Origin of the sequence: Pseudomonas fluorescens, assembly GCF_001307275.1 — a bacterium.
Lineage (GTDB): Bacteria > Pseudomonadota > Gammaproteobacteria > Pseudomonadales > Pseudomonadaceae > Aquipseudomonas > Aquipseudomonas fluorescens_AA.
The window spans coordinates 275,051-298,316 of record NZ_CP012831.1 but is presented as its reverse complement, the minus strand read 5'-3'; the positions used below and the strand labels follow the sequence as shown (position 1 = coordinate 298,316).

The window sequence follows — 23,266 nt, the reverse complement described above, 5'->3', positions numbered from 1 at the left end:
CAGGTCTTTCTCAATTGTCTTGGCTGGTTATCAGTGAGCGAATGATCCGTCCCAGCGTCTCCATGGCCTTTTCCGATACATCCGTCCACGGGCTGCCATAGTTCAAGCGGATGCAATTTCGAAAGCGACGGGTCGCTGAGAAGATCGGTCCTGGCGCGATGCTGATGCCCTGGGCCAGGGCCATCTGGAACAGTTTCAGCGAGTCCATCTGCTCCGGCAGCTCCAGCCACAGGAAGTAACCGCCCGCTGGCTGACTGACCCGGGTCTGGGCCGGGAAGTAACGGGCGATGGCGCTCAGCATCGCGCTTTGCTGTTCTTCCAGGGCGTAGCGCAGTTTGCGCAGGTGGCGGTCGTAGCCGCCGTGTTGCAGGTAGTCGGCAATGGCGGCCTGGGCCGGCATCGAGGCGCATAGCGAGGTCATGAGCTTGAGCCGTTCGATCTTCTGCGCATAGCGCCCGGCGGCGACCCAGCCGATGCGATAGCCCGGCGCCAGGCTCTTGGCGAACGAACCGCAATGCATCACCAATCCTTCGGTGTCGAACGCCTTGGCGGGCTTGGGGGCCTGTTGGCCGTAATAGAGCTCGGCGTACACGTCGTCTTCGATCAACGGCACCTGGTGGCGGCGCAACAACTCCACCAGTGCCTGCTTCCTTTCCTCGGGCATGGTCGCCCCCATGGGGTTCTGGAAACTGGTCATGCACCAGCAGGCCTTGATCGGATGGCGCTCCAGGGTCTGCGCCAATACCTCCAGGTCGATACCTTCGCGGGGGTGGACGGGGATTTCCACGGCCTTGAGCTTGAGTCGTTCCAGCACTTGCAGGCAGGCGTAGAACGCCGGTGCCTCGATCGCCACCAGGTCGCCGGGCTCGGTCACGGCTTGCAGGCACAGGTTCAAGGCTTCGAGGGCGCCGTTGGTGACCAGCAGTTCCTCCATGGGCAGCATCAACCCGCCCACCATGTAGCGCAGGGCAATTTGCCGGCGCAGGTGCGGGTTGCCCGGCGACATGTCGGTGACGACGACCCGAGGGTCCATGTCCCGTGTGGCGCTGGACAGCGAGCGCGACAAGCGCTGCAACGGAAACAGCAGCGGGCTGGGGAACGCCGAGCCGAACGGTACGGTGGCCGGGTCCTTGATCGAGTCCAGCACCGAAAACACCAGTTCGCTGACGTCCACTTCGGTGGACTCGTGCACCTGGGTGCTGATGGCCGGTTCGGAAAACGGGCTCGGCGCATGGGTGTTGACGAAATAGCCCGAGCGCGGCCGGGCGCGGATCAGGCCGCGTCGCTCCAGCAGGTAATAGGCCTGGAACACGGTGGACGGGCTGACGCCGTAGGTCTGGCTGGCATAACGCACCGAGGGCACGCGCTGGCCGGGCCCCAGCATGCCGGAGCGGATCAGTTCAGCGATGTCGTCGGCGAATTTTTCATAGCGTTTCATGGCGGGCCCAGTCTTGAGTGACACATGGTTTGCGCTTTTTAAACTGTGAGGGAGCCCGTGGGAGCAAAGCTTGCTCGCGACGCAGGCGACACGGATCAACAGTAAGGTCGCGTCATCGTTCTTCGCGAGCAAGCTTTGCTCCCACAAGCTCGCTCCCACAGGGCGCCCGGCATCTTAAAGCTTCAACGATTCATCGGCGCGACAAAACGGCTCTTGGCCAGGCTGTAGATGCCGGGTTCATCGCTGTCGGCCACCTTGAAGGTCATTTCCTGGGAGCCGCTGCGAGGCCGCTCGCTGAGCATCGCCACCGACACCGGCACATCGACGATTTCCCCGGGCGCCAGGCTCAGTTGGGTCTTGCCCTGGAGGACGAAGCCGTCGCCATCCACCAGGGACAGGTGATAGTCCTGGCGTTGCTGGGTCTTGTTGATGATTTTCAGGCTGTAGATGTTCTCGATCTGGCCTGCGCTGTTTTCGCGGAACAGGCCGCGGTCCTTGCTGACATCCAGCGACACCATGGGCCGTTGCACCAGGGCCAGGGCCAGCGCGCCGATCATCACCAGGAGCACGGCGGTATAGCCGATCAGCCGAGGTCTGAGCAGGTGAGTCTTGCCCCCCTGCAATTGATGTTCCGAGGTGTATTTGATCAACCCGCGGGCGTAGCCCATCTTGTCCATGATCGAGTCGCAGGCGTCGATGCACGCCGCGCAGCCGATGCATTCCATCTGCAAGCCGTCGCGGATATCGATGCCGGTGGGGCAGACCTGCACGCACATCTGGCAGTCGATGCAGTCCCCCAGGCCAATATTGGCCGGCTTCACCTCGCGTTTACGCGGGCCGCGGATTTCGCCACGGGCCGTGTCGTAGGAGATGGTCAACGTGTCCTTGTCGAACATCACGCTCTGAAAGCGTGCATAGGGGCACATGTGCATGCACACCGCTTCCCGCAGCCAGCCGGCGTTGAGGTAGGTGGCAGCGGTGAAAAACAGTACCCAGAACAGGCTGACGCCGCCGATCTGCAGGGTCAGCAGCTCTTCGGCCAAGGGGCGGATCGGCGTGAAGTAGCCCACGAACGTCAGGCCGGTGAGCAGGCTGATGGCCAGCCACAAGGTGTGCTTGGCTGTGCGGCGCAACAGTTTGTTCAGGCCCCAGGGGGCCGCTTGCAGCTTGATCCGCTGGTTGCGTTCGCCTTCGGTGATTTTCTCGCACCACATGAACAGCCATGTCCAGGAGCTCTGTGGGCAGGTGTAGCCGCACCACACGCGACCGGCAAACACGGTGATCGCAAACAGGCCGAAGGCGGCGATGATCAACAGGGCCGACAGCAGGATGAAATCCTGGGGCCAGAAGGTCGCGCCAAAAATATGGAATTTGCTTTCGGAAAGGTCCCAGAGCACCGCCTGGCGGCCACCCCAGTTCAACCACACCGTGCCAAAGAACAGCAGGAACAGAACCCCCGCACCGCTGATGCGCAAGGTGCGGAACAAACCGGTGAAGCTGCGGGTGTGGATCAGGTTGTCGGTGGTCCTGGCCTTGATCTTCGTTGGCGCAGGTTCGAACGTCTGTATCAACTGGACGGGGATTCTATCGCTCATGGTCGGTCGCTCATCAGCCTCTATCTGGCCGGCGCACTATGACCATGGAACTGTTTGCATAACAGACTCAGGTGTTTCGATAAAAACCGGATCAGATGCCGCGAAGCCCAGGCGCTGCGACACTTTGATGCATCGAGGGGCGAGCGAACAACACCTTGCTCCCGTTGGGCTCTGTAGGAGCTGGCGAAGCCTGCGATCTTTTGATCTTGATCTTTCGCTTTGGACTCAATGAGGAAAGATCGCAGCCTCGCTTCGCTCGACAGCTCCTACGCAGTTCGTACAGGTCGCAGTGGGTGGCGTCAGATCGCCGAGCCGCTGTCGCTGGCCTTCAGGTGCTTGCGCCCGTCGACTGCGCCGGCCACGGTCAGCGCATCGGCCTCGGCCTCGGTGATATAGAACCGGTCGCCATTGAGCTCCACGACTGACATGGCCTTGTCCGGGTCGGTGATGATGGTCAGCTCGCTGGCGGGGCGCTGTTCGGTGCCGTCGGGGGTTTCGAAATGGCAGGTCTGGTTCTCATCGATACGGACAGTCATGGTGTTCCTCCTTCAGGGGTCATGAACGTTAGGTCGCGCGGCCAAGCCAGGGTTCGTTGTGACTGATCAGCGGTCGGGTGCACCTCTGGCTTCGCTTGCGGTCCATCGTTTATCCAATGAGAAAGAGGATGCTCCATGGAAGCCTGGTGGCATGAAGTCTGGATAACCCTGCAGGCGGAATTCGCCGACATCACCGATGCCCAGCAGATGACCCGGGTTACGGTGCGGCTGGTCATGGCTGCGCTGTTGGGGGGCATCCTGGGTTTCGAGCGTGAACACAAGGGCAAGGCTGCCGGCGTGCGAACCCACATGCTCGTGGCACTGGGGGCGGCATTGTTCGTATTGGTGCCGCAGATGTCCGGGTCCCAGGCCGACGCCATGAGCCGGGTGATACAAGGGGTAGTCGCCGGCATCGGTTTTCTGGGTGCTGGCACCATCCTGAAAAACCACGACGGCGATGAAGCTCATGTCAAAGGCCTGACCACCGCCGCCGGCCTGTGGATGACCGCGGCCATTGGCGTCGCCGCCGGGCTGGGCCGGGAAGCGACTGCGTTACTCAGTACAGTGTTGGCCCTGGTGATCTTCAGTGTAATGCCGGTCATTGTTCGGGCGCTGGAGAAGGGCGACAAGCCATCAGCCTGAACATAAGACCTGTGGGAGCACGCTCGCTCCGAGCGGCGTTCCGATGATGGCGGAGGATCAGCCAGCCACTATGCTGATTGACACTCCGCTATCGCGAGCAAGCTCGCTCCCACAGGGAGTCGTTGAATCAAACTCGCTCCGGCGGCGCTTCGCTGGGCGGGTCACCCTTGGGCGGTTGTGGGGTCAGCGGCGGGTCTTGCTCCGGAATCGGTTCCGGATCAGGACCGGGTGGGGGCAAGGTGGGGTCGTCGATGTTCGGATCGGGTGTTTCGGCCGGGATGGGAATATTCATCGGGACGGATCTCCGTAACGCACATGGCTTGAGTCGTGCTTATGGTTGTTGACCATCCTGTACCGGGTTTGATCCCGGATACATCGAGGGCAAATCCCGCTGAACTTTTAGCCGTCGTCCCGGTTCGGAGTTTAAGTGAGTTTTTTCAGGGACCCGTTGGGCCTTTACCGCCACAAGCGCGTCCATGGGGCGTAAAAGGAGCGATGCTCGATGACTGCTGAACACCCGTCTGACCTGGTCTACAACCCGCATTTGCCGTTGTCTCAAGCCTTGTTGTTACCGCGTATCGCGATTGAAAACACCATGCCGGTGATCGACGGCGGGCAATTTGCCGCCAAGGCCGTGGCCGGGCAGGACGTGACGGTGACCAGTAAAGTGTTCGCCGACGGTCACGACAAGCTGGCGGTGCGCATTCGCTGGCGTTCGCTGCAGGATGAAGTGTGGAACAGCGAGGTCATGCGCGACCTGGGCAATAACGGCTGGCGCGGCCAGTTCAACGTGCCGGAGCAAGGTCGCTATGTCTTCTGCATCGAGGCCTGGATCGATCAGTTCGCCAGTTTCCGCTACGAACTGGAGAAGAAATTCGGTGCCGGAGTGCCGATCAGCCTGGAGTTGCAGGAAGGACGCAACCAAGTGCAAATGGCCGTCGAGCGCAGCACAGGGGAGCTGAGCGAGCAACTGGCGGCCTTGCACCACGAGCTTTCCGGCCTGTTGCCGACGGAGCAGGTGGCGCTGTTCCTGGCACCGCGCAGTGCCGACCTGATGTTCCTGGCCGATCATCGACCTTACTTGAGCATCAGCCCCGAATACCCGTTGGATGTGGAGCGCAAGCTGTCCGAGTTTGCCAGTTGGTATGAGCTGTTTCCCCGCTCGATCACCGACGATCCCCAACGCCATGGCACGTTCAATGACGTGCATTCGCGCCTGGCGGTGATCCAGGACATGGGGTTCGACGTGCTGTACTTCCCGCCGATCCACCCCATCGGTCGCAGTTTCCGCAAAGGCCCGAACAATTCCCTCACTGCCGGTCCCGACGACCCGGGCAGCCCCTATGCCATCGGCAGCGAGGAGGGCGGGCACGAGGCCATTCACCCGCAGTTGGGCAGCCGCGAGGATTTCCGGCGCCTGGTGGCGGCGGCCGCGCAGCACGGCCTGGAGATTGCCCTCGACTTCGCGATCCAGTGTTCCCAGGACCACCCCTGGCTCAAGCAGCACCCGGGCTGGTTCAGCTGGCGACCGGACGGCACGATCAAATACGCGGAAAACCCGCCGAAGAAATACCAGGACATCGTCAACGTCGATTTCTACGCGGCCGATGCGATTCCCAGCCTGTGGGTGGAACTGCGGGACATCGTGGTGGGCTGGGTCGAGGAAGGCGTGAAGATATTCCGCGTCGACAACCCTCACACCAAGCCACTGCCGTTCTGGCAATGGCTGATCGCCGATGTCCGCGCCCAGTATCCCGAAGTGATCTTCCTGGCAGAAGCGTTCACCACCCCGGCCATGATGGCGCGACTGGGCAAGGTCGGTTATTCCCAGAGCTATACCTATTTCACCTGGCGCAACACCAAGGCCGAGCTGGCGACCTACTTCAGCGAGCTCAACGAGTCGCCTTGGCGTGAGTGCTACCGGCCGAATTTTTTCGTCAACACGCCAGACATCAACCCGGCCTTTCTCCATGAGTCGGGGCGCCCGGGCTTCTTGATCCGCGCGGCCCTGGCAACCATGGGCTCGGGTCTGTGGGGCATGTATTCGGGCTTCGAACTGTGCGAATCGGCCCCGGTACCGGGCAAAGAGGAATACCTCGATTCGGAGAAATACGAGATCCGTCCTCGCGACTTCACCGCGCCGGGCAACATCATTGCCGAGATCGCCCAGCTCAACCGTATCCGCCGCCAGAACCCGGCGCTGCATACCCACTTGGGCCTGAAAATCTACAACGCGTGGAACGACAACATTCTCTATTTCGGCAAGCGCACCGCCGACGGCAGCAATTTCATCCTGGTGGCGGTGAGCCTTGATCCGCACAACCCGCAGGAAGCCAGTTTCGAATTGCCGCTGTGGGAAATGGGCCTGCCCGACGACGCCCAGACCCAGGGCGAGGACCTGATGAACGGGCATCGCTGGACCTGGTACGGCAAGTACCAGTTCATGCGCATTGATCCGGCGTACCAGCCGTTCGGGATTTGGCGGATCAGCGTGGCGTAACGCGGTGCAATGTTGAGTGAGAGCTGTTGTGGCGAGGGAGCTTGCTCCCGCTCGGCTGCGAAGCGGCCGTGATTTCAGGGGGGCGCTTGGCGCCCAGCGGGAGCAAGCTCCCTCGCCACAAAAAGACCTCACCCCATAAAAAGACCTTTCAAGCCTGTGTCCCGCGGCTTTAATGAATTATCAGGAGTTGCAAATGGCGAAGAAACCCCGGTCTGCCACCTTCATCAAGGATCCGCTCTGGTACAAGGATGCGGTGATCTACCAGGTCCACGTTAAATCCTATTTCGACTCCAATAACGACGGGATCGGCGATTTCCCCGGCCTGATCGAGAAACTCGACTACATCGCCGACCTGGGCGTCAACACCATCTGGCTGCTGCCGTTCTATCCTTCCCCCCGGCGCGACGACGGTTATGACATCGCCGAATACCGTGGCATCAGCCCCGACTACGGCACCATGGCCGATGCGCGGCGGTTCATTGCCGAAGCCCACAAGCGCAACCTGCGGGTGATCACCGAGCTGGTCATCAACCACACGTCGGACCAGCACCCCTGGTTCCAGCGCGCGCGCAAGGCCAAGCCGGGTTCGAAGGCGCGGGACTTCTATGTCTGGTCCGATGACGACCATAAGTACGACGGCACGCGGATCATCTTCCTCGACACCGAAAAGTCCAACTGGACCTGGGACCCGGTGGCGGGCCAGTACTTCTGGCACCGGTTCTACTCCCACCAGCCCGACCTCAACTTCGACAACCCGCAGGTCATCAAGGCCGTGTTGTCGGTGATGCGCTACTGGCTGGACATGGGCATCGACGGCCTGCGCCTGGACGCCATCCCGTACCTGATCGAGCGTGACGGCACCAACAACGAAAACCTGCCCGAGACCCATGACGTCCTGAAACTGATCCGTGCCGAAATCGACGCCAACTATCCTGACCGCATGCTACTGGCCGAAGCCAACCAGTGGCCGGAAGACACCCAGTTGTACTTCGGTGATGTCGACGCCCAAGGGATGAACGGTGACGAATGCCACATGGCGTTCCACTTCCCGCTGATGCCGCGCATGTACATGGCACTGGCCCAGGAAGACCGTTTCCCGATCACCGACATCCTGCGCCAGACCCCGGAGATTCCCGCCAATTGCCAGTGGGCGATTTTCCTGCGCAACCACGATGAGTTGACCCTGGAGATGGTCACCGACAAGGAGCGCGACTACCTGTGGAACTACTACGCGGCCGACCGTCGGGCGCGCATCAACTTGGGGATTCGCCGGCGCCTGGCGCCGTTGATGGAGCGCGACCGTCGGCGCGTGGAGTTGCTCAACAGCCTGTTGTTGTCGATGCCCGGCACGCCGACGTTGTACTACGGTGATGAAATCGGCATGGGCGACAACATCTACCTGGGCGACCGCGATGGCGTGCGTACGCCGATGCAATGGTCCATCGACCGTAACGGCGGCTTCTCCCGCGCCGATCCGGCCAGCCTGGTGCTGCCGCCGATCATGGACCCGCAATACGGTTACCAGTCGGTGAACGTCGAGACCCAGGCCGGCGACCCACACTCACTGCTCAACTGGACCCGACGGATGCTGGCGGTGCGCAAGCAGTCCAAGGCCTTTGGTCGGGGCACGCTGAAGATGCTCTCGCCCAGCAACCGCCGGATCCTGGCCTACACCCGCGAATACACCGGCCCCGACGGCAAGCACGAAATCATCCTGTGCGTGGCCAACGTGTCCCGCAGCGCCCAGGCCGCCGAACTGGACCTGTCGGTCTACGCCGGCATGGTTCCGGTGGAGATGCTCGGTGGCAACGCGTTCCCACCCATTGGCCAGTTGAACTTCCTGCTGACCCTGGCGCCGTACGGTTTCTATTGGTTCGTCCTGGCGGCGGAAAACCAGATGCCGAGCTGGCACGTGGAACCGGCCCAGAGCCTGCCGGACTTCACCACCCTGGTGCTGAAGAAACGCCTGGAAGAATTGCTCGAAGCGCCGTCGCGCACCACGCTGGAGCAAACCATCCTGCCGAACTGGTTGCAGAACCGGCGCTGGTTCGCCGGCAAGGACAGTGCGATCGAGAAGGTCGACATTGTCTATGGTGTGCGCTTCGGCGATCCGCAGCGCCCCGTGCTCCTCAGTGAAATCGATGTCACCAGTGGCGGCCAGACCCTGCGCTATCAGTTGCCGTTCGGCTTGCTCGCCGAAGACCAGGTCGGTGCGGCATTGCCGCAGCAACTGGCCTTGTCGCGGGTACGTCGGGGGCGTCAGGTGGGCTTGATCACCGATGCATTCAGCCTGGAAAGCTTCGTGCGCGCCGTGCTGCACAGCATGCAGACCGCCACGGTGCTGCCACTTGCCGAAGGTGAGTTGCGCTTCGAACCGACCGAAGGCCTGGCTGCGTTGAACCTGGGAGACGAGCCAGAGGTACGCTACCTGTCCGCTGAACAGTCCAACAGTTCGGTGGTGGTGGGGGCGAGTCTGGTACTCAAGCTGATCCGCAAGGTGGCCTCGGGCGTGCACCCGGAACTGGAAATGAGTGCCTACCTGACCGCCGCGGGTTTCAGCAATATTTCACCGCTGCTGGGTTCGGTGGTTCGCCGCGATGCCGACGGCGAAGATGCGTTGCTGATGATCGCCCAGGGCTACCTGAGCAATCAGGGCGACGCCTGGGAATGGACCCAGAACAACCTTGAACGCGCCTTGCGCGATGAGCTGGCGGACGCCGTGTCCGAGCAGGAGCAGCATTACAACGCCTTGGGCGAACTGAAGGATTTCGCCGGCATGCTCGGCCAGCGCCTGGGAGAAATGCACCAGGTACTGGCCCAGGCCACCGACGATCCGGACTTCGCGCCGCAGGCCACCAACGCCAAGGAAGCCCAGGCCATCGGCAAGGACGTGGCCGGCCAGGTGGAAAACGCCTTGCGTCTGCTCAAGCAGAGCCAGGGCCAATTGAACCCCGCGGACCAGGCCATGGTCGCACGCTTGTTGGAGCACAAGAAAACCGTCCTGGCCCATGTCCAGGCGTTGGCCGGCAAGGCCGTCGGAGGCTTGCGTATCCGCGTCCATGGCGACCTGCATCTGGGCCAAGTGTTGGTGATCAAGGGCGACGCCTACCTGATCGACTTCGAAGGTGAGCCGGCGCGGCCATTGCATGAACGACGGGGCAAGCACAGCCCGTACAAGGACGTCAGCGGCGTGTTGCGTTCCTTCGATTATGCGGCGGCCATGGCGATCCACTTGAATACCGTCGACAGCACGGCCGATGCCGATGCGGCGCGGCAACGGGTCGCCGAGCGTTATTTGAAAGAGGCCCGCCAGGCATTTGTCGAGGCATATCGGCTGGCGGCAGCTAGTCTTGCCCATGAGTGGAAGGATGCTGAAGGCGAAGACGCCGCGCTGGCGTTGTTCGGCCTGGAGAAGGCGGCCTATGAAGTGGCCTATGAAGCCGAGAATCGCCCCACCTGGCTGCCCGTGCCGTTGCACGGTCTGGTCGGGTTGTTGAGTGGGCTGCAACCCTTTTCCGACTTAGCCGGACCGATTTAGTGGAGAGAATCATGAGCGTCTCGAACAAAGAACCCCAGGGGCAGGCCAAGGAGTCCTTGCTGCCGGCCCCCCAAGACATCGACGCGCTGGTGCGCGCCGAACATCACGATCCGTTTTCCATCCTGGGTCCCCATGGCGACGGCGCCGGTGGCCAGTTCATCCGCGCCTACCTGCCGGGCGCCTTGAGCGTGCATGTGCTGGCCCGGGAGGGCGGCGAAGAACTGGGGGAACTGCAACCCACCGAAACCCCGGGATTGTTCGTCGGCCATTTCGATCGCGCCCAAGCGTACTTGCTGCGCACCCGTTGGGCCGGCGGCGAGCAGATTGCCGAAGACCCGTACAGCTTCGGCCCACTGCTGGGGGAGATGGACCTCTACCTGTTCGCCGAGGGCAATCACCGCGACCTCAGTGCCTGCCTCGGTGCACAGCTGACCACCGTCGACGGTGTCGAGGGCGTGCGCTTCGCCGTGTGGGCACCGAATGCACGACGCGTCTCGGTGGTGGGGGACTTCAACGTCTGGGACGGGCGTCGGCATCCGATGCGCATCCGTTATCCATCCGGCGTGTGGGAGTTGTTCATCCCGCGGCTGGGGGCGGGGGAGGCCTACAAATATGAAATCCTCGGCGCCCACGGCATCCTGCCCCTCAAGGCCGACCCGGTGGCGCTGGCCACGCAAATGCCGCCGGACACGGCGTCGAAAGTCGCCTCGCCCTTGAAGATCGAGTGGCAGGACGACGAGTGGATGCAGAGTCGTCGCGAACGCCAGCTACCGGGCGCGCCATTGTCGATCTATGAGTTGCATGCCGGCTCCTGGCAGTGCGAAATCGACGAAGCGGGCGAGGTGGCCCGGCAATACAACTGGCATGAAATGGCCGAGCGGCTGATTCCGTATGTCAAGGATCTGGGCTTCACTCACATCGAGCTGATGCCGATCATGGAGCACCCGTTCGGCGGCTCCTGGGGCTATCAGCCGCTGTCGCAATTCGCGCCAACGGCACGCTTCGGATCGCCCGACGATTTCGCCGCGTTCGTCAACGCCTGCCACCAGGCCGACATCGGTGTCATCCTCGACTGGGTGCCGGCGCATTTCCCCACCGACACCCACGGCCTGGCCCAGTTCGATGGCACCGCGCTGTACGAATACGGCAACCCGCTGGAGGGTTTCCACCAGGATTGGGACACGCTGATCTACAACCTGGGCCGCACCGAAGTGCACGGCTTCATGCTGGCTTCGGCGTTGCACTGGCTCAAGCATTTCCACGTCGACGGCCTGCGGGTGGATGCCGTGGCCTCGATGTTGTACCGCGACTATTCGCGCAAGGCCGGCGAGTGGGTGCCCAACCGCCACGGCGGTCGGGAAAACCTCGAAGCCATCGATTTCCTCCGGCACCTCAACGATGTGGTGGCGCTGGAAACCCCCGGTGCGCTGGTCATCGCCGAAGAGTCCACCGCGTGGCCGGGGGTCAGCCAGAGTACCCAGCAGGGCGGCCTGGGTTTTGCCTACAAGTGGAACATGGGCTGGATGCACGATTCGCTGCACTACATCCAGCAAGACCCGGTGTACCGCGCCCATCACCACAACGAACTGAGCTTCGGCCTGGTGTATGCCTGGTCCGAGCGCTTCGTCCTGCCGATTTCCCACGACGAAGTGGTTCATGGCAAGCGCTCGCTGATCGACAAGATGCCCGGTGACCGCTGGCAGAAATTCGCCAACCTGAGGGCCTACCTCAGTTTCATGTGGGGCCATCCCGGCAAGAAGCTGTTGTTCATGGGGTGTGAGTTCGGCCAGTGGCGCGAGTGGAACCACGACCAGCAGTTGGATTGGTACCTGCTGCAATACCCTGAGCACCGGGGTGTGCAGAAGCTGGTGAGCGATCTGAACCGGCTGTACCGAGAAGAGCCGGCGCTGCATGACCAGGATGACGCGCCGCAGGGCTTCCAGTGGCTGATTGGCGACGATGCGCTCAACAGCGTCTACGCCTGGCTGCGCTGGAGCAAGGAGGGTAAGCCGGTGCTGGTGGTCGCCAACTTCACCCCGGTGCCGCGCGAGGCCTACCGGGTCGGCGTGCCGTTCGCCGGGCGTTGGGTGGAGTTGCTCAACAGCGACGCCGACACCTACGCCGGTTCCAACTACGGCAACGGCGGTGGCGCCTTCACTGAAGCAGTGCCCAGCCATGGCCAGGCCCTGTCGCTGGAACTGAACCTGCCGCCGTTGGCGGTGTTGATCATGCGGCCGGAGGGTTAGGTTCTACAAAAACCTGAAGGCGAATGATGACTGTGGCGCTCATGAATCCAGATGTGGGAGCGAGCTTGCTCGCGATAGCGGAGTGTCAGTCGACAGCAATGTGGCTGACCCACCGCCATCGCGAGCAAGCTCGCTCCCACAAGGGATATCGGTCGCTTTAACGAACCAGGCACGGCCGCTTGTTGTTGAACGTCCAGCCCGGAATCAGGAACTGCATCGCCACCGCATCGTCCCGCGCCCCCAGGCCCATGCCTTTGTACAACTCATGGGCCTTGGCCAGTTGGTCGGTGTCCAGCTCGATCCCCAACCCCGGTTTTTTCGGCACCTGTACGCAGCCGCCCTGAATCTGCAAGGGCGCTTTGGTCAGTCGCTGGCCGTCCTGCCAGATCCAGTGGGTGTCGATGGCGGTGATGTCGCCCGGTGCCGCGGCGGCCACGTGGGTGAACATCGCCAGGGAAATGTCGAAGTGGTTGTTGGAGTGCGAGCCCCAGGTCAGGCCCCACTCATTGCACATCTGCGCCACCCGCACCGAACCCTGCATGGTCCAGAAGTGCGGGTCGGCCAGGGGAATGTCCACCGACTGCAAGGTGATGGCGTGACCCATCTCGCGCCAGTCGGTGGCGATCATGTTGGTCGCCGTCTTGAGGCCCGTGGCGCGGCGGAACTCGGCCATGACCTCGCGCCCCGAATAGCCGTTCTCGGCACCGCAAGGGTCTTCGGCATAGGCCAGCACTTTGTGTTGGTCGCGGCACAAACGGATCGCTTCCTTGAGTGACCAGGCGCCATTCGGGTCCAGGGTGATGCGTGCCTGGGGAAAACGTTCGGCCAATGCGGTGACCGCTTCGATTTCTGCGTCGCCCTGGAGCACGCCGCCCTTGAGCTTGAAGTCCTGGAAGCCATAGCGGGCCTGGGCCGCTTCGGCCAGGCGGACCACGGCGTCGGCGTCCAGGGCCTTTTCGTGGCGCACGCGGAACCAGTCGTTGTCGGCGTCCGGTTCGCTGCGATAGGCCAGGTCGGTCTGCTGGCGATCACCGACGTAAAACAGGTAGCCGAGCATCTTCACTTCGTCACGCTGCTGGCCTTCGCCGAGCAGGGCGGCGACCGGTACGTCCAGGTGTTGGCCGAGTAGATCCAGCAACGCCGCTTCCAGGCCAGTGACCGCGTGGATGGTGATGCGCAGGTCGAAGGTCTGCAGGCCACGGCCGCCGGCATCGCGGTCGGCAAAGGCGTTGCGTACCGTGTTGAGGATCTTCTGGTACGTGCCGATGGGGCTGCCGACCACCAGCGAGCGGGCGTCTTCGAGGGTCTGGCGAATGCGCTCGCCGCCGGGCACTTCGCCCACGCCGGTGTGGCCGGCGTTGTCCTTGAGAATGACGATGTTGCGGGTGAAGAACGGGCCATGGGCGCCGCTGAGGTTCAGCAGCATGCCGTCATGGCCGGCCACGGGCACGACCTGCATGCTGGTGATGATCGGGGCTTTGCTGGTTTCTGGAATGCTCATCTGTACTTATCCTTGGCAATCGAATGATCAGACGTGGCTGGCGGCCGGATCGACCGGTGTTGTTGTCACGGCTTTGGGCTTGGGCGTGTTGCGTGCGGCAAACACGATGATCGCGGCAATGATCGAGGTGGCCGCCAAGCCGTAGAGGCCGCCCTGGATCGAGCCGGTGTGCTCTTCCAGCAGGCCGAACGTGGTCGGGGCGACGAACCCGCCGAGGTTGCCCACCGAGTTGATCAGGGCAATCACCCCGGCGGCGATCCGGGCGTCCAGGTAAGCCTGGGGAATCGGCCAGAACAACGACGACGCCGATTTGAAACCCAGGGCCGCGAAGCAGATGGCGACGAAGGCGAAAATCGGTCCGCCGGTGGTGGACATGAACATCCCGGCTGCCGCGATCAACAGGGCGGTGGCGACCCAGGCCTGCTGGAATTTCCACTTGGCCGACAGAGAGGCGAAGGCGTACATGCCGACGATCGACAGCAACCACGGGATCGAATTGAACAGCCCGACCTGAATGTCGCTCAGTTCGCCCATTTTCTTGATGATGCTCGGCAGCCAGAACGTGGCGGCATAGATCGTCAATTGAATGAAGAAGTAGATCAGGCAAAACAGAATGATCTGGCGGTCCTTGAGCAACTGGCCGATGGACAGTTTGATCGGCGAGGCGGCTTCCCGTGCCCGCTGTTCATCGTCGATGGCCTTGACCAGCACATCCTGTTCTTCACGGCTCAGCCATTTGGCGTCATGGGGCTTGGAGTCCAGCCAGAACCAGACGAAGACGCACAGGCAGACGGAAAACATCCCTTCGATGAAGTACATCCACTGCCAGCCGTGCATGCCCAGGCCGTTGATTTGCAGCAGCAGCCCCGACAGCGGGCCGGAGATCAGCGACGCAATGGCCGAACCGCTGAGGAAGATGGCGATGGCTTTGCCACGCTCGACGCCGGGCAGCCAGCGGGTGAAATAGTAGATCACCCCAGGGAAGAACCCGGCTTCGGCCACGCCCAGCAAAAAGCGCAGGATGTAGAAGTGGGTTTCGTTCTGGATGAAGGCCATGGCCGCTGCCACCAGGCCCCAGGTGAGCATGATGCGGGTCAGCCAGATGCGGGCGCCGATGCGTTGCAGGAGGATGTTGGACGGGACTTCGAACAGCGCGTAGCCGATGAAGAACAGCCCGGCACCAAAGCCATAGGCCGCGGCACCGATACCCAGGTCGTGCTCCATGTGGGCACGCACGAAGCCGATGTTCACGCGGTCGATGTAGTTGACGATAAACATGATGACGAACAGCGGCAGGATGTGGCGCTTGACCTTGGCGATGGCCGACAGCAGCACCGGATCCGCGCCGGCATTCGCCTTGAGGCTGGATGTGTTCACTGGTTTTTCTCCCACTCGTTATTTTTATGCGGGGCATCGTGCATGTGCCGATGTTGATAGACATCATACAACTTGATTTTTTTGGATGACAAGCAGTTTTTCAGCATCATTGGATTAGGTGAATGGCGTTTTTATGCCGTATTTGTTGGGGTTTTCCGGCTGTTGTGATTTTATCCAGCGTCTGTCTGGCTTGCGTGAAGCCGTTTTTTGAAGGGGTGATTTTTGCAGGGATGGGCTGATCTTGAGTGTTGTCATACAAGTTGATGGCTTGACGATGAGATTTCCGGCGCCCGCTGGTGATACGATCAGTCAGCCTGTTTTCAAGGAACCCCGGCGATGCCGCAAGACACCGACGCGCCCCTGCGCAAGCGTACCCACAACCTGGCCCATGACCTGGTGACGAAGCTGAGCCAGAGCATCTTGCTGGGGCAGTTGAAACCGGGTGAGAAGCTGCCATCGGAAGGCGCCATCGTGCAGGCCCATGGCGTCAGCCGGACGGTGGTGCGCGAGGCGATCTCCAAGTTGCAGGCTTCGGGGCTGGTGGAGACCCGCCACGGCATCGGCACCTTCGTGCTGGCGCAAACCGGCGAGCCAGGGTTGCGCCTGAATGTCGACACCGCCGCGGGAGTGCGAGCGATCCTGGAGCTGCGCCTGGGCCTGGAGACCCAGGCCGTCGCCTTGGCGGCCCAGCGCCGCAGCGAACACCAGTTGCAGCAGATGCGCCAGGCGCTGGATGACTATCAGCGGTTGTCCAACAACAACGACAGCTGTGTCGAAGCCGATCGGCGTTTCCATCTGCTCATCGCCGAAGCCACGGACAACGCCTGTTTTGTCGAAATCATGCAGCACCTGGGCAGTGCGATGATCCCCAGGACCCGCGTGAACGTGGCCGAGCGCGGCCAGGCCGATCTAAGCAAGCTGGCGCAGTTGGCCAACCTTGAGCACGAGGCGATCTTCAACGCGATCAAGCGCCAGGACCCGGACGCCGCCCGTGCCGCCATGTGGTTGCACCTGACCAACAGCCGTGATCGGTTTGGCGCGGGATCCTGACGGTTCATGGTCGCCTGATTCACCGCCATCGCGAGCAAGCTCGCTCCCACAGTTGAGAGCACCTCGAAAAACTGTGGGAGCGAGCTTGCTCGCGATGGCGGCGGCACACCCAACATTTCCATGACTGACCCACCGCTTCCCACAAGAGGGACATGGATATTTCCGTGGCTCAGCCCGCTTTGGCCGGGCCGGTGGGGGCGTTTCCAGCCACGGGGGTGGGGGCGCTTTTCATCAGGGCGTCCAACGCCTGCCGGTAGTTTTTGCCCGCCAGGCTCATGCTGTTGTTATGTGTCGCCCCGGGCACCAGCAGCAGGCGCTTGGGTTCCCGGGCGGCGTTGAACAATTGCTCACTGAAGCGTGGCGGCACGTAGCGGTCGGCGGCGCCATGGACAATCAGCAGCGGCATGTTGATCTCGCCGATCTTGTCGATGGAGTCGAACTTCTGCGACAGCAACCAGCGCACCGGCAGGGATGTATTCGCCATCGAGGTGGCGACATCGCCCAGGGAGGTGAACGTGGATTCGATCACCAGGCCGCGGACCTGGGCTTTGCCATCTTTCGCTGCCTGCTGACCGAGCTGCGCAGCGAGATCCACCGCGACGGCGCCGCCCAGGGAATGACCATAGATCAGCCGCAGGCTTGGGTCCGGTTGCAGCACTTCGAGACGTTCCCAGGCGATGCGCGCATCTTCATAGACACTTGCTTCCGATGGCAGATCTCCCTGGCTTTTGCCAAAGCCCCGGTAGTCGATGGCCAGCACCGAATAGCCCAGCGCCCGCAACTGCTGGATACGAAACAACTGGCCGGTCAAATTCCAGCGCACACCATGCAAATACAGGATGGCCGGCGCGTTCTTGCGTTCGGCCGGCCACCACCAGCCGTGGATGTTTTCCCCGGCCTTGAAGCTTTTTGGCTTGAGGTCGAACTCCTGCACGCTGCTGGGCAGCCCACTGAACCAGCTCGCCGTCCCCGGCTCGATGCGAAAGACCAGTTCCCGCTCCTTATGCTGCAACACAGCACAGCCCACCGGCAGGCCGACCATCAATGCGCCCATGCACAGCCAGGCCAACCAGCGGCGTTTCAGGCCAGAAAGTAAGAGTGAAGACATCGATGCCATTCGCTACTGAAACCAAAGATGCCTTGTAGCAGATTCTCCGAAAACGGCGCAGGGATTTGTGACGGTCATTCGTCTGAAGCGCGCTTTTCGGCGCTGGAAAATCCCCAAACCCTGAGCCTTGTTCCCTATGCCTTCAGGGGAGGACACCCTCCCCACAATCAAGCCTCCATGGCAGAGGGGGCATTACGCATCCTCGAGCTGAACCAGCTCGAACGTCCGCTCAATGGTGCCATACCCCACCTTCGGCACCCCCGCCAGGCGCTGATGCAGCACCTGGGTCAACGAGCAGCCAGGAGCCAGGTAGGTGTCGCCGAAATCCCCATCCAGTTGCACTGGATGAACAATTACTTCCAGCAAACCATGGTCCGGTGCTGTGGCGTGCTGCAAGTCGGTTGGCGTGCAGACATAGTCGGCCGTGGCGCCGGATAAACGACGCAGGCGGCGGTTGAGTAAGGTCTTGAAGATGCGTTTGGGTATATTCAGGTTGGCTCCCAGGTTGCGCGCCAGGCGAATGGGCACATCTTGCCGCGCGGCGAAGCGCGCCACCAATGCTCCGATGGGCCAGATGTTATGTACGTGCTGATGGGAGTCGAGGTGGCTTGGGCGCACTCCGTGGTCCAGGCAACGTTGCCATTGCGCCTGCAGTTCGTCCTGTATTGCGGCGAGGTCCTTCGAGCCCAGATGCAGGCAATAGCGTGACAGGCTGAAGCTGAACTGGCCGTCCGCATCGCAAAACGCCGGGCGCGACTTTATGGCCTGGCTCAGCGGCTGCCCATGGCTGAGATTGAAATGCAGCCCGATGCGCCCTTTGAGCCGGGGCAGTCGGGCCAGTACACACGCCTGTTCGAAGCCCGGCGTATTGGCCATGATGGTGGCGGAACTGATCAGCCCTGCTTCGAAGGCTCGAACGATTGTCGCGTTTTCGCTGAAGCACAACCCGAAGTCGTCAGCGTTGATGATCACTTGGCGGGGCATGTGAGATCTCCTGTTCCTTGGGGATAGAGGGTGAATCTGTCGCCGTGGTTTTTTGGGGCGGGTGTTTGGGAAGCCAGGGTTTAAGACTTTTCCAGAGTCGCAAGGCGAGTCCGAGGAGCAGGCCATCGGGTTGCCAGGAATAAAAACTCCAACGCCAGTGCTCCAGTTGTCCGGTCATGCGTTCGTGCAATTGATGGCTGGAATTATCGAGACTGACCCGTGACGCATCGATCCATCGCCAGTTTTCGTCCAGCCCCCAGCGAATCCACTCTTCGAGCAATACCCGGCCGCTGCCCAGGTCGGCGTGCTGCGGCAGGAACGCCAGGTTGTAGTCATACAATCGGCCTTGGTCCAGCAGGCCGAGGCGATAACTGATGCATTCACCGTTCAGCTCCAGCATCACCACCCGCACCTGGCCTTGGGCGGCGAGGGCGGTGAAGGCATGGTTCATCCATTGCCGGCGCCTGGGGTCGGCGAAAATGCCGACACCTTCCTCACCCTTCCAACTGGCGGCCTCGACGTCGGCCAGGGCTCGCAACAGCTGTCCGATGCTGATGGCGTCCGGCGTCACTCGGCGGATTTCGGCACCGCAAGCGGCGATCCGTTTGCGCGCCCGCCGCAGCTTGTAGCGTGGATCGCCAGAGACTTCCCGATGATCACTGTCGCTGATCAAGTGCACCGGAACCCGGCAACTGAGCCGCCGCTCCCCGGTGGAACTCAGTGCCATCCAGGCGCTCAAGACGCTTTGCTCGCCGACCGGCTCCACCACTTCATTGAGTTGCAACATCGCGTGGGGCACCTGCTGACGGATCTGCATCAGCGCCTGGCCCATGCCTTCGGCATCCAGGCGCACCAGCAGGGCGATGCGGTCGGCCAAGGGGTAACCCAAGTGATGCAACACCCGGAACCGCAGTCCGCCGATACGCTCACGTCCCGAAACCAGGGGCAGGCATAGCGACAGATTCTGGTCCTGCCAGCCCAGTAACACATGCAATTGCTGATCAGGCAACAGGGCAAATTCCGCCGCTTGCAGCCAGGCCAGGGTGTTGAACGGTGTTGCGTCGGCCACCTGGGTTCGCAGCTGTTCATAAGCTGATACAGGAAAGTCCTCCGCGCCCAGGGAGCGACACCATTGGAACCGGATGGTCATGTACGTCAGGCCGCCGCAGTGGATGGAACCGGCTTGGCCGGTTTACGAAAAGAGTCCAGGACCGAGCCGGTGTAGAACGTGTCACGGAAGAACCGCCAGCGGCCGAACAAGCAATGCATATGGGTGATCTGGCCGCGCTCCTGATAGTCCATGCGCAGGTGCAACTTGACGGCTGGAATGTTGCTCAGCTCGAAGACGTCGACCACTCTGTTGCAACCTTGCTCGGCCATGGCTTTCCACAGATCCAGCTGCATATCCACCGATAGCTGGGTCCCCCAGTAAGTGCGGTACAACTCACCGCCGAACTCGAAGAACTCGCCCGGTTTGACCGGGAACCAGCAGCGAAAGAAATGGCGGTCGAAATAGTCCCGTGTACTGCCCCAGATGAAAGCGACAGTGTCGCCCTTGTCGTTCAGGTACATGAGCCCGGTGTGGCCTTCGGCAGCCAGTTCGCGCATGGTCTCGATGCGGTCGCCAAAGTACGTGGCGAAGGCATCGGCATTGCTGGTGGTGATGCGTTCCCGGCGCAACGGCGTATAGGGCCTGAGGTTATTGGGCGGTATCGGGCTGACCAGATCGCGCTCCATCCACACCAGTTGTTCGTGGAAGTACACGTAGTGTCTGCACAGCTGATTTAGAACAGTGCGCAGCCCTTTTTTCCGAATGCGATCACGCAATTTTTGCAGAACGTTCATGGTGCCTCCTGGCGAGGGGCGGTTTGGGGAAAGACCCCATCGCGAGCTTGCTCGCGATGGGGGGTTAGAGCGCCATGGACATCAGGCCGGTGCAGTCGATGCAAGCGGCGGGGCCGGTTTACGAAAGGCGTCCAGTGCCGAGCCGCGGTAGAACGTGTCGCGGAAAAACCGCCAGCGACCGAACAGGCGATACACGTGGGTGATCTTGCCGCGTTCCTGGAAGCCCATGCGCAGGTGCATCTTGATCGCCGGGGTGTTTTGCAAATCGCAGACATCGACCATTGTGTTGCAGCCGCTGTCCACCATGATTTTCCACATTTCCAACTGCATGTCCGCCGACATACTGGAACCCCAGTAGGCGCGGATCATCTCCCCACCGAACTGAAAGTACTCACCCGGCTTGATCGGGAAGTTGCAGCGATAGAAATGGCGGTCGAAATAGTCTCGTGTGCTGGCCCAGGCGAAACCCACGGTGTCGCCCTGCGCATCCAGGTACATCAAACCTGTGTAGCCTTCGGCTGCCAGCTCGCGCATGGTTTCGACGCGGTCGCCGAAGTGCCGGGCAAAAGCATCGGCATTGCTGACCGTGATGAACTCCAGGCGCATCGGTGGATAGGGCTTGAGGTTATGCGGGGGGAGTGGGGTTCGCACATCGTGCTCCAGCCACACCAGTCGGGTGTGGAAAAACACGTAGCGCCTGAACAGCTGTTTGAGAACGGCGCGCAGGCCTTTTTTCTGAATGCCATCACGTAATGCTTGCAGAACGCTCATGGTGCCTCCTGACGGGTGGCGGGTGGGGGGAAAGAGAGGGCGGTCCAGCCGAGGGCGAACACGGTTTCTCCTGGCAGGAGAAAACCGATCTGCCCGGCCTCGCAGTTGAACGGGGCGCTGCGGCTTTGACTGTCGGGGCCGAAATACACCAGCTCTGCTTGCGCCTGGGGGCAGGACGCGCCGTCCAGGCTGACCTGTTGCGGGCGCGTGCTTTTGTTCACACCCAGCAAGCTGCGTCTCGTGTCGGTGGCCATGGCCAGCACGTCGACTTCGAAGGCGTCGTTATCCAGGCGTAGCACCTGGTTGAGCCAATGTTGTTGGATGAACTGTTGGGCCAGACCCACCGGCTTGAGTTCGAAACGCTGGCTGTCCAGCACCCGCACCATGCCTTTGGGGTACTCAGGTTCGTCGGCGAGCATGAACCAGTTGAGCATGTCCAGCCAGCCGTCGGCCGAGGCGTTGATGACCACGGACGTCCACCACAGGGCGGCGTAGTGGGTTTCCTGGTCGTAGGGGCTCAGGCTCGAGCCGCTGGACATGTTGGTCTGGTCCAGCAGCAAGGCCTTGTTCGGCCGGCCCTTGCTGTCCAGGCCCACCAGGCCGGCTGCGCGGCGCACGCTGTTGCGATAGACCCGGGTCGCCAGCAGGTCGCGGATCATCCATTCATGCCAGGCCAGGGCGTCGATCTGGTCACCGTATTTGGCCAGCAAGCGCCGCGCCCAATCGATCCCGCGCCGCTCGGCGGCGTTTTCCGCCAAAGGACCATTGGTGAACCGGGAGCTGGCCGGTATGGCAATGCGTACCCCGGCACGGGCATTGGCGGGGATGGCGCGAACCTGATTGGCCATGCTTTCGAACACCTGCTGGTAGCTGGCGAAATCCGGGTAGTTGAGGTTCGGCTCATCGGCGAAACTGAGGTAGTGGATGCCTTTGCCGCCCAAGGCGCGGGTCGCCATGAGCCAGGCTTGCAAACCGTTGTTGCTGACGCGGTCAGCCCGCAGGTCGGCCTTGCGCGCGCTACCGGCCAGCAGGGTGATGTCCCGGATGATGCCGAAGCGGTCCTGGTACAGGCGCCGAAACTGATTTTCATGGTCCGGCCTGTCTGCGGTGATGTCGACCAGGCTGTAGTAGCTGGCGGCCTGGGGCTTGAGGGCTTCGATCACCGGGTAGGCCGATGGCGGAGGCATGACGTAGGGCAGGTAGACCCCCAGTTTCGGGGTTGTTCCCAGGACATCGCCATAGAGTTTCAGACGCGCCTGTCCCGGGTCCTGGCGCAGCGGTTGCAGATGCCCTGGGTCTTGGGCGAACAGGTTGGCCGTGCCATCCAGCCAGAATGCCGCCTTGCCGTTGCCCTGCAATTGCAGGCGCCAGGTTTGCTCCACATTGGCGACGGGCAATGCCACTTGATCGAACTGCCCATAGGCCGGATACGGCTTGAGGTTCAACTGCACCTGTTTGCCATCGGCGACGCGCCGGGCTCGCAGGCTGCGCACACCACCGTGGAACTTGCCCGCCAGCACGGCTTGTTCGCCGGGGGCGACCTTGAAATACAACTCATCGCCGTCGTGGGTTTCGGCATTGAAATGCACCTTGGCCGGGGCGAACAGCGCCCGGGTATGGGCGTCGTGTTCGACGGTGTAGCGGCGGAAACTGTAGCCGGGAATTTCCAGGCGATAGCTGGCGGCCCCCGGCAGCAAAGGCCACTGCTGCTCGCCACGTTCCTCGGCGGCCTTGATCAGGCGTTCACCCACCAGGCGCCCTTGGCCGTCGAGCAGGTACAGGTGTTCTGTGTTGGCATTGGCCTGCCAGGCGGGCACCCAGCGCACGGTCACTTGATCCGGGCGGTCGGTCTGCAGGTACAGGCTGCCGTCGCGGATGCCGGTCCATTGCATGGCCGCGCCATGGGCCAACAAGGCCAGGCTCCAAAGGCACACGCCTGCGGCCATTTTCCATCCATGCCGTACTGGCCCCATCGCGAGCAAGCTCGCTCCCACAGTTGATTTGTGGTGGTCGCGGATAGTGTGTTCGGCACCAGCCTTTTGTGGGAGCGAGCTTGCTCGCGAAGAGGGCGGCACATCCACCATTGGTGCAAGCTGACCCACCGCTTCCACAAGAACAACCCCGCACCCTGTGGG

The 23,266-nt window shown here is 62.0% G+C and carries 17 protein-coding genes; 5 read left to right on the top strand and 12 right to left on the bottom strand.

Annotation, left to right across the window (positions count from 1 at the left end; all coding sequences use genetic code 11):
* Positions 1-10 precede the first annotated feature (10 nt).
* The 3 genes from mapR to AO356_RS01265 form a co-directional block, all read right to left on the bottom strand.
* Positions 11-1,438 carry a GntR family transcriptional regulator MpaR gene (gene mapR, locus AO356_RS01275; protein ID WP_060738242.1) on the bottom strand — a complete coding sequence of 476 codons (1,428 nt, stop codon included), beginning with the start codon at positions 1,436-1,438 and terminating at the stop codon, positions 11-13.
* A gap of 182 nt (positions 1,439-1,620) precedes the next feature.
* Positions 1,621-3,033, bottom strand: a complete 1,413-nt coding sequence (gene ccoG / locus AO356_RS01270) for a cytochrome c oxidase accessory protein CcoG (RefSeq protein WP_060738241.1) — start codon at positions 3,031-3,033, stop codon at positions 1,621-1,623.
* A gap of 299 nt (positions 3,034-3,332) precedes the next feature.
* A complete protein-coding gene (locus tag AO356_RS01265) occupies positions 3,333-3,569 on the bottom strand; it encodes a DUF3203 family protein (protein WP_060738240.1) in 237 nt (78 codons plus the stop codon).
* Positions 3,570-3,704: 135 nt separating this feature from the next.
* Here AO356_RS01265 and AO356_RS01260 point away from each other — a divergent pair, with 135 nt between their 5' ends.
* Positions 3,705-4,211: an MgtC/SapB family protein gene (locus AO356_RS01260; protein WP_060738239.1), complete on the top strand. Its 507-nt coding sequence runs from the start codon at positions 3,705-3,707 to the stop codon at positions 4,209-4,211.
* 127 nt (positions 4,212-4,338) lie between these two features.
* Here the strand turns inward: AO356_RS01260 and AO356_RS32775 are convergent, their stop codons facing one another.
* A complete protein-coding gene (locus AO356_RS32775; protein WP_177431735.1) occupies positions 4,339-4,503 on the bottom strand; it encodes a hypothetical protein in 165 nt (54 codons plus the stop codon).
* A gap of 210 nt (positions 4,504-4,713) precedes the next feature.
* On the opposite strand from AO356_RS32775, the gene AO356_RS01255 reads away from it, so the two are divergent.
* From AO356_RS01255 to glgB, 3 genes are all read left to right on the top strand, one after another.
* The gene (locus AO356_RS01255) at positions 4,714-6,711 is read left to right on the top strand and encodes an alpha-1,4-glucan--maltose-1-phosphate maltosyltransferase (RefSeq protein WP_060738238.1); all 1,998 of its coding nucleotides are present in this window, start codon (positions 4,714-4,716) and stop codon (positions 6,709-6,711) included.
* Between the two features lie 193 nt (positions 6,712-6,904).
* Positions 6,905-10,249 (top strand): maltose alpha-D-glucosyltransferase, encoded by a 3,345-nt coding sequence (gene treS / locus AO356_RS01250; protein WP_060738237.1) that lies wholly within the window; start codon positions 6,905-6,907, stop codon positions 10,247-10,249.
* Between the two features lie 11 nt (positions 10,250-10,260).
* Positions 10,261-12,495 (top strand): 1,4-alpha-glucan branching protein GlgB, encoded by a 2,235-nt coding sequence (glgB, locus tag AO356_RS01245; protein ID WP_060738236.1) that lies wholly within the window; start codon positions 10,261-10,263, stop codon positions 12,493-12,495.
* A 157-nt stretch (positions 12,496-12,652) separates the two neighbouring features.
* Here glgB and gudD read toward each other — a convergent pair whose 3' ends face one another.
* A complete protein-coding gene (gene gudD / locus AO356_RS01240; protein WP_060738235.1) occupies positions 12,653-13,996 on the bottom strand; it encodes a glucarate dehydratase in 1,344 nt (447 codons plus the stop codon).
* Positions 13,997-14,023: 27 nt separating this feature from the next.
* Positions 14,024-15,373: an MFS transporter gene (locus AO356_RS01235; protein WP_060738234.1), complete on the bottom strand. Its 1,350-nt coding sequence runs from the start codon at positions 15,371-15,373 to the stop codon at positions 14,024-14,026.
* Positions 15,374-15,709: 336 nt separating this feature from the next.
* Here AO356_RS01235 and AO356_RS01230 point away from each other — a divergent pair, with 336 nt between their 5' ends.
* Complete coding sequence (locus AO356_RS01230; protein WP_060738233.1) at positions 15,710-16,423, top strand: FadR/GntR family transcriptional regulator; 714 nt, start codon at positions 15,710-15,712, stop codon at positions 16,421-16,423.
* A gap of 169 nt (positions 16,424-16,592) precedes the next feature.
* Here the strand turns inward: AO356_RS01230 and AO356_RS01225 are convergent, their stop codons facing one another.
* From AO356_RS01225 to AO356_RS01200, 6 genes are all read right to left on the bottom strand, one after another.
* Complete coding sequence (locus AO356_RS01225) at positions 16,593-17,531, bottom strand: alpha/beta hydrolase (RefSeq protein WP_060738232.1); 939 nt, start codon at positions 17,529-17,531, stop codon at positions 16,593-16,595.
* Positions 17,532-17,723: 192 nt separating this feature from the next.
* Positions 17,724-18,515: a carbohydrate deacetylase gene (locus tag AO356_RS01220; RefSeq protein ID WP_060738231.1), complete on the bottom strand. Its 792-nt coding sequence runs from the start codon at positions 18,513-18,515 to the stop codon at positions 17,724-17,726.
* Positions 18,487-19,665, bottom strand: coding sequence for a GNAT family N-acetyltransferase (locus AO356_RS01215; protein ID WP_060738230.1), 1,179 nt, complete (start codon positions 19,663-19,665; stop codon positions 18,487-18,489). Before AO356_RS01215 ends, AO356_RS01220 begins: the two co-directional genes overlap by 29 nt.
* A gap of 5 nt (positions 19,666-19,670) precedes the next feature.
* Positions 19,671-20,360, bottom strand: a complete 690-nt coding sequence (locus tag AO356_RS01210; protein WP_060738229.1) for a hypothetical protein — start codon at positions 20,358-20,360, stop codon at positions 19,671-19,673.
* A gap of 81 nt (positions 20,361-20,441) precedes the next feature.
* Entirely contained in the window at positions 20,442-21,131 is a 690-nt protein-coding gene (locus AO356_RS01205; protein WP_060738228.1) for a GNAT family N-acetyltransferase, read from the bottom strand.
* Complete coding sequence (locus AO356_RS01200; RefSeq protein WP_060738227.1) at positions 21,128-23,077, bottom strand: hypothetical protein; 1,950 nt, start codon at positions 23,075-23,077, stop codon at positions 21,128-21,130. The genes AO356_RS01205 and AO356_RS01200 overlap by 4 nt, the downstream gene beginning before the upstream one ends.
* Positions 23,078-23,266 lie beyond the last annotated feature (189 nt).

Excerpts from the sequence above, each read along its gene's own strand:
- mapR (WP_060738242.1), bottom strand. The coding sequence starts at position 1,438 with ATGAAACGCTATGAAAAATTCGCCGACGACATCGCTGAACTGATCCGC.
- ccoG (WP_060738241.1), bottom strand. The coding sequence starts at position 3,033 with ATGAGCGATAGAATCCCCGTCCAGTTGATACAGACGTTCGAACCTGCG.
- AO356_RS01265 (WP_060738240.1), bottom strand. The coding sequence starts at position 3,569 with ATGACTGTCCGTATCGATGAGAACCAGACCTGCCATTTCGAAACCCCC.
- AO356_RS01260 (WP_060738239.1), top strand. The coding sequence starts at position 3,705 with ATGGAAGCCTGGTGGCATGAAGTCTGGATAACCCTGCAGGCGGAATTC.
- AO356_RS32775 (WP_177431735.1), bottom strand. The coding sequence starts at position 4,503 with ATGAATATTCCCATCCCGGCCGAAACACCCGATCCGAACATCGACGAC.
- AO356_RS01255 (WP_060738238.1), top strand. The coding sequence starts at position 4,714 with ATGACTGCTGAACACCCGTCTGACCTGGTCTACAACCCGCATTTGCCG.
- treS (WP_060738237.1), top strand. The coding sequence starts at position 6,905 with ATGGCGAAGAAACCCCGGTCTGCCACCTTCATCAAGGATCCGCTCTGG.
- glgB (WP_060738236.1), top strand. The coding sequence starts at position 10,261 with ATGAGCGTCTCGAACAAAGAACCCCAGGGGCAGGCCAAGGAGTCCTTG.
- gudD (WP_060738235.1), bottom strand. The coding sequence starts at position 13,996 with ATGAGCATTCCAGAAACCAGCAAAGCCCCGATCATCACCAGCATGCAG.
- AO356_RS01230 (WP_060738233.1), top strand. The coding sequence starts at position 15,710 with ATGCCGCAAGACACCGACGCGCCCCTGCGCAAGCGTACCCACAACCTG.
- AO356_RS01225 (WP_060738232.1), bottom strand. The coding sequence starts at position 17,531 with ATGTCTTCACTCTTACTTTCTGGCCTGAAACGCCGCTGGTTGGCCTGG.
- AO356_RS01220 (WP_060738231.1), bottom strand. The coding sequence starts at position 18,515 with ATGCCCCGCCAAGTGATCATCAACGCTGACGACTTCGGGTTGTGCTTC.
- AO356_RS01215 (WP_060738230.1), bottom strand. The coding sequence starts at position 19,665 with ATGACCATCCGGTTCCAATGGTGTCGCTCCCTGGGCGCGGAGGACTTT.
- AO356_RS01210 (WP_060738229.1), bottom strand. The coding sequence starts at position 20,360 with ATGAACGTTCTGCAAAAATTGCGTGATCGCATTCGGAAAAAAGGGCTG.
- AO356_RS01205 (WP_060738228.1), bottom strand. The coding sequence starts at position 21,131 with ATGAGCGTTCTGCAAGCATTACGTGATGGCATTCAGAAAAAAGGCCTG.
- AO356_RS01200 (WP_060738227.1), bottom strand. The coding sequence starts at position 23,077 with ATGGCCGCAGGCGTGTGCCTTTGGAGCCTGGCCTTGTTGGCCCATGGC.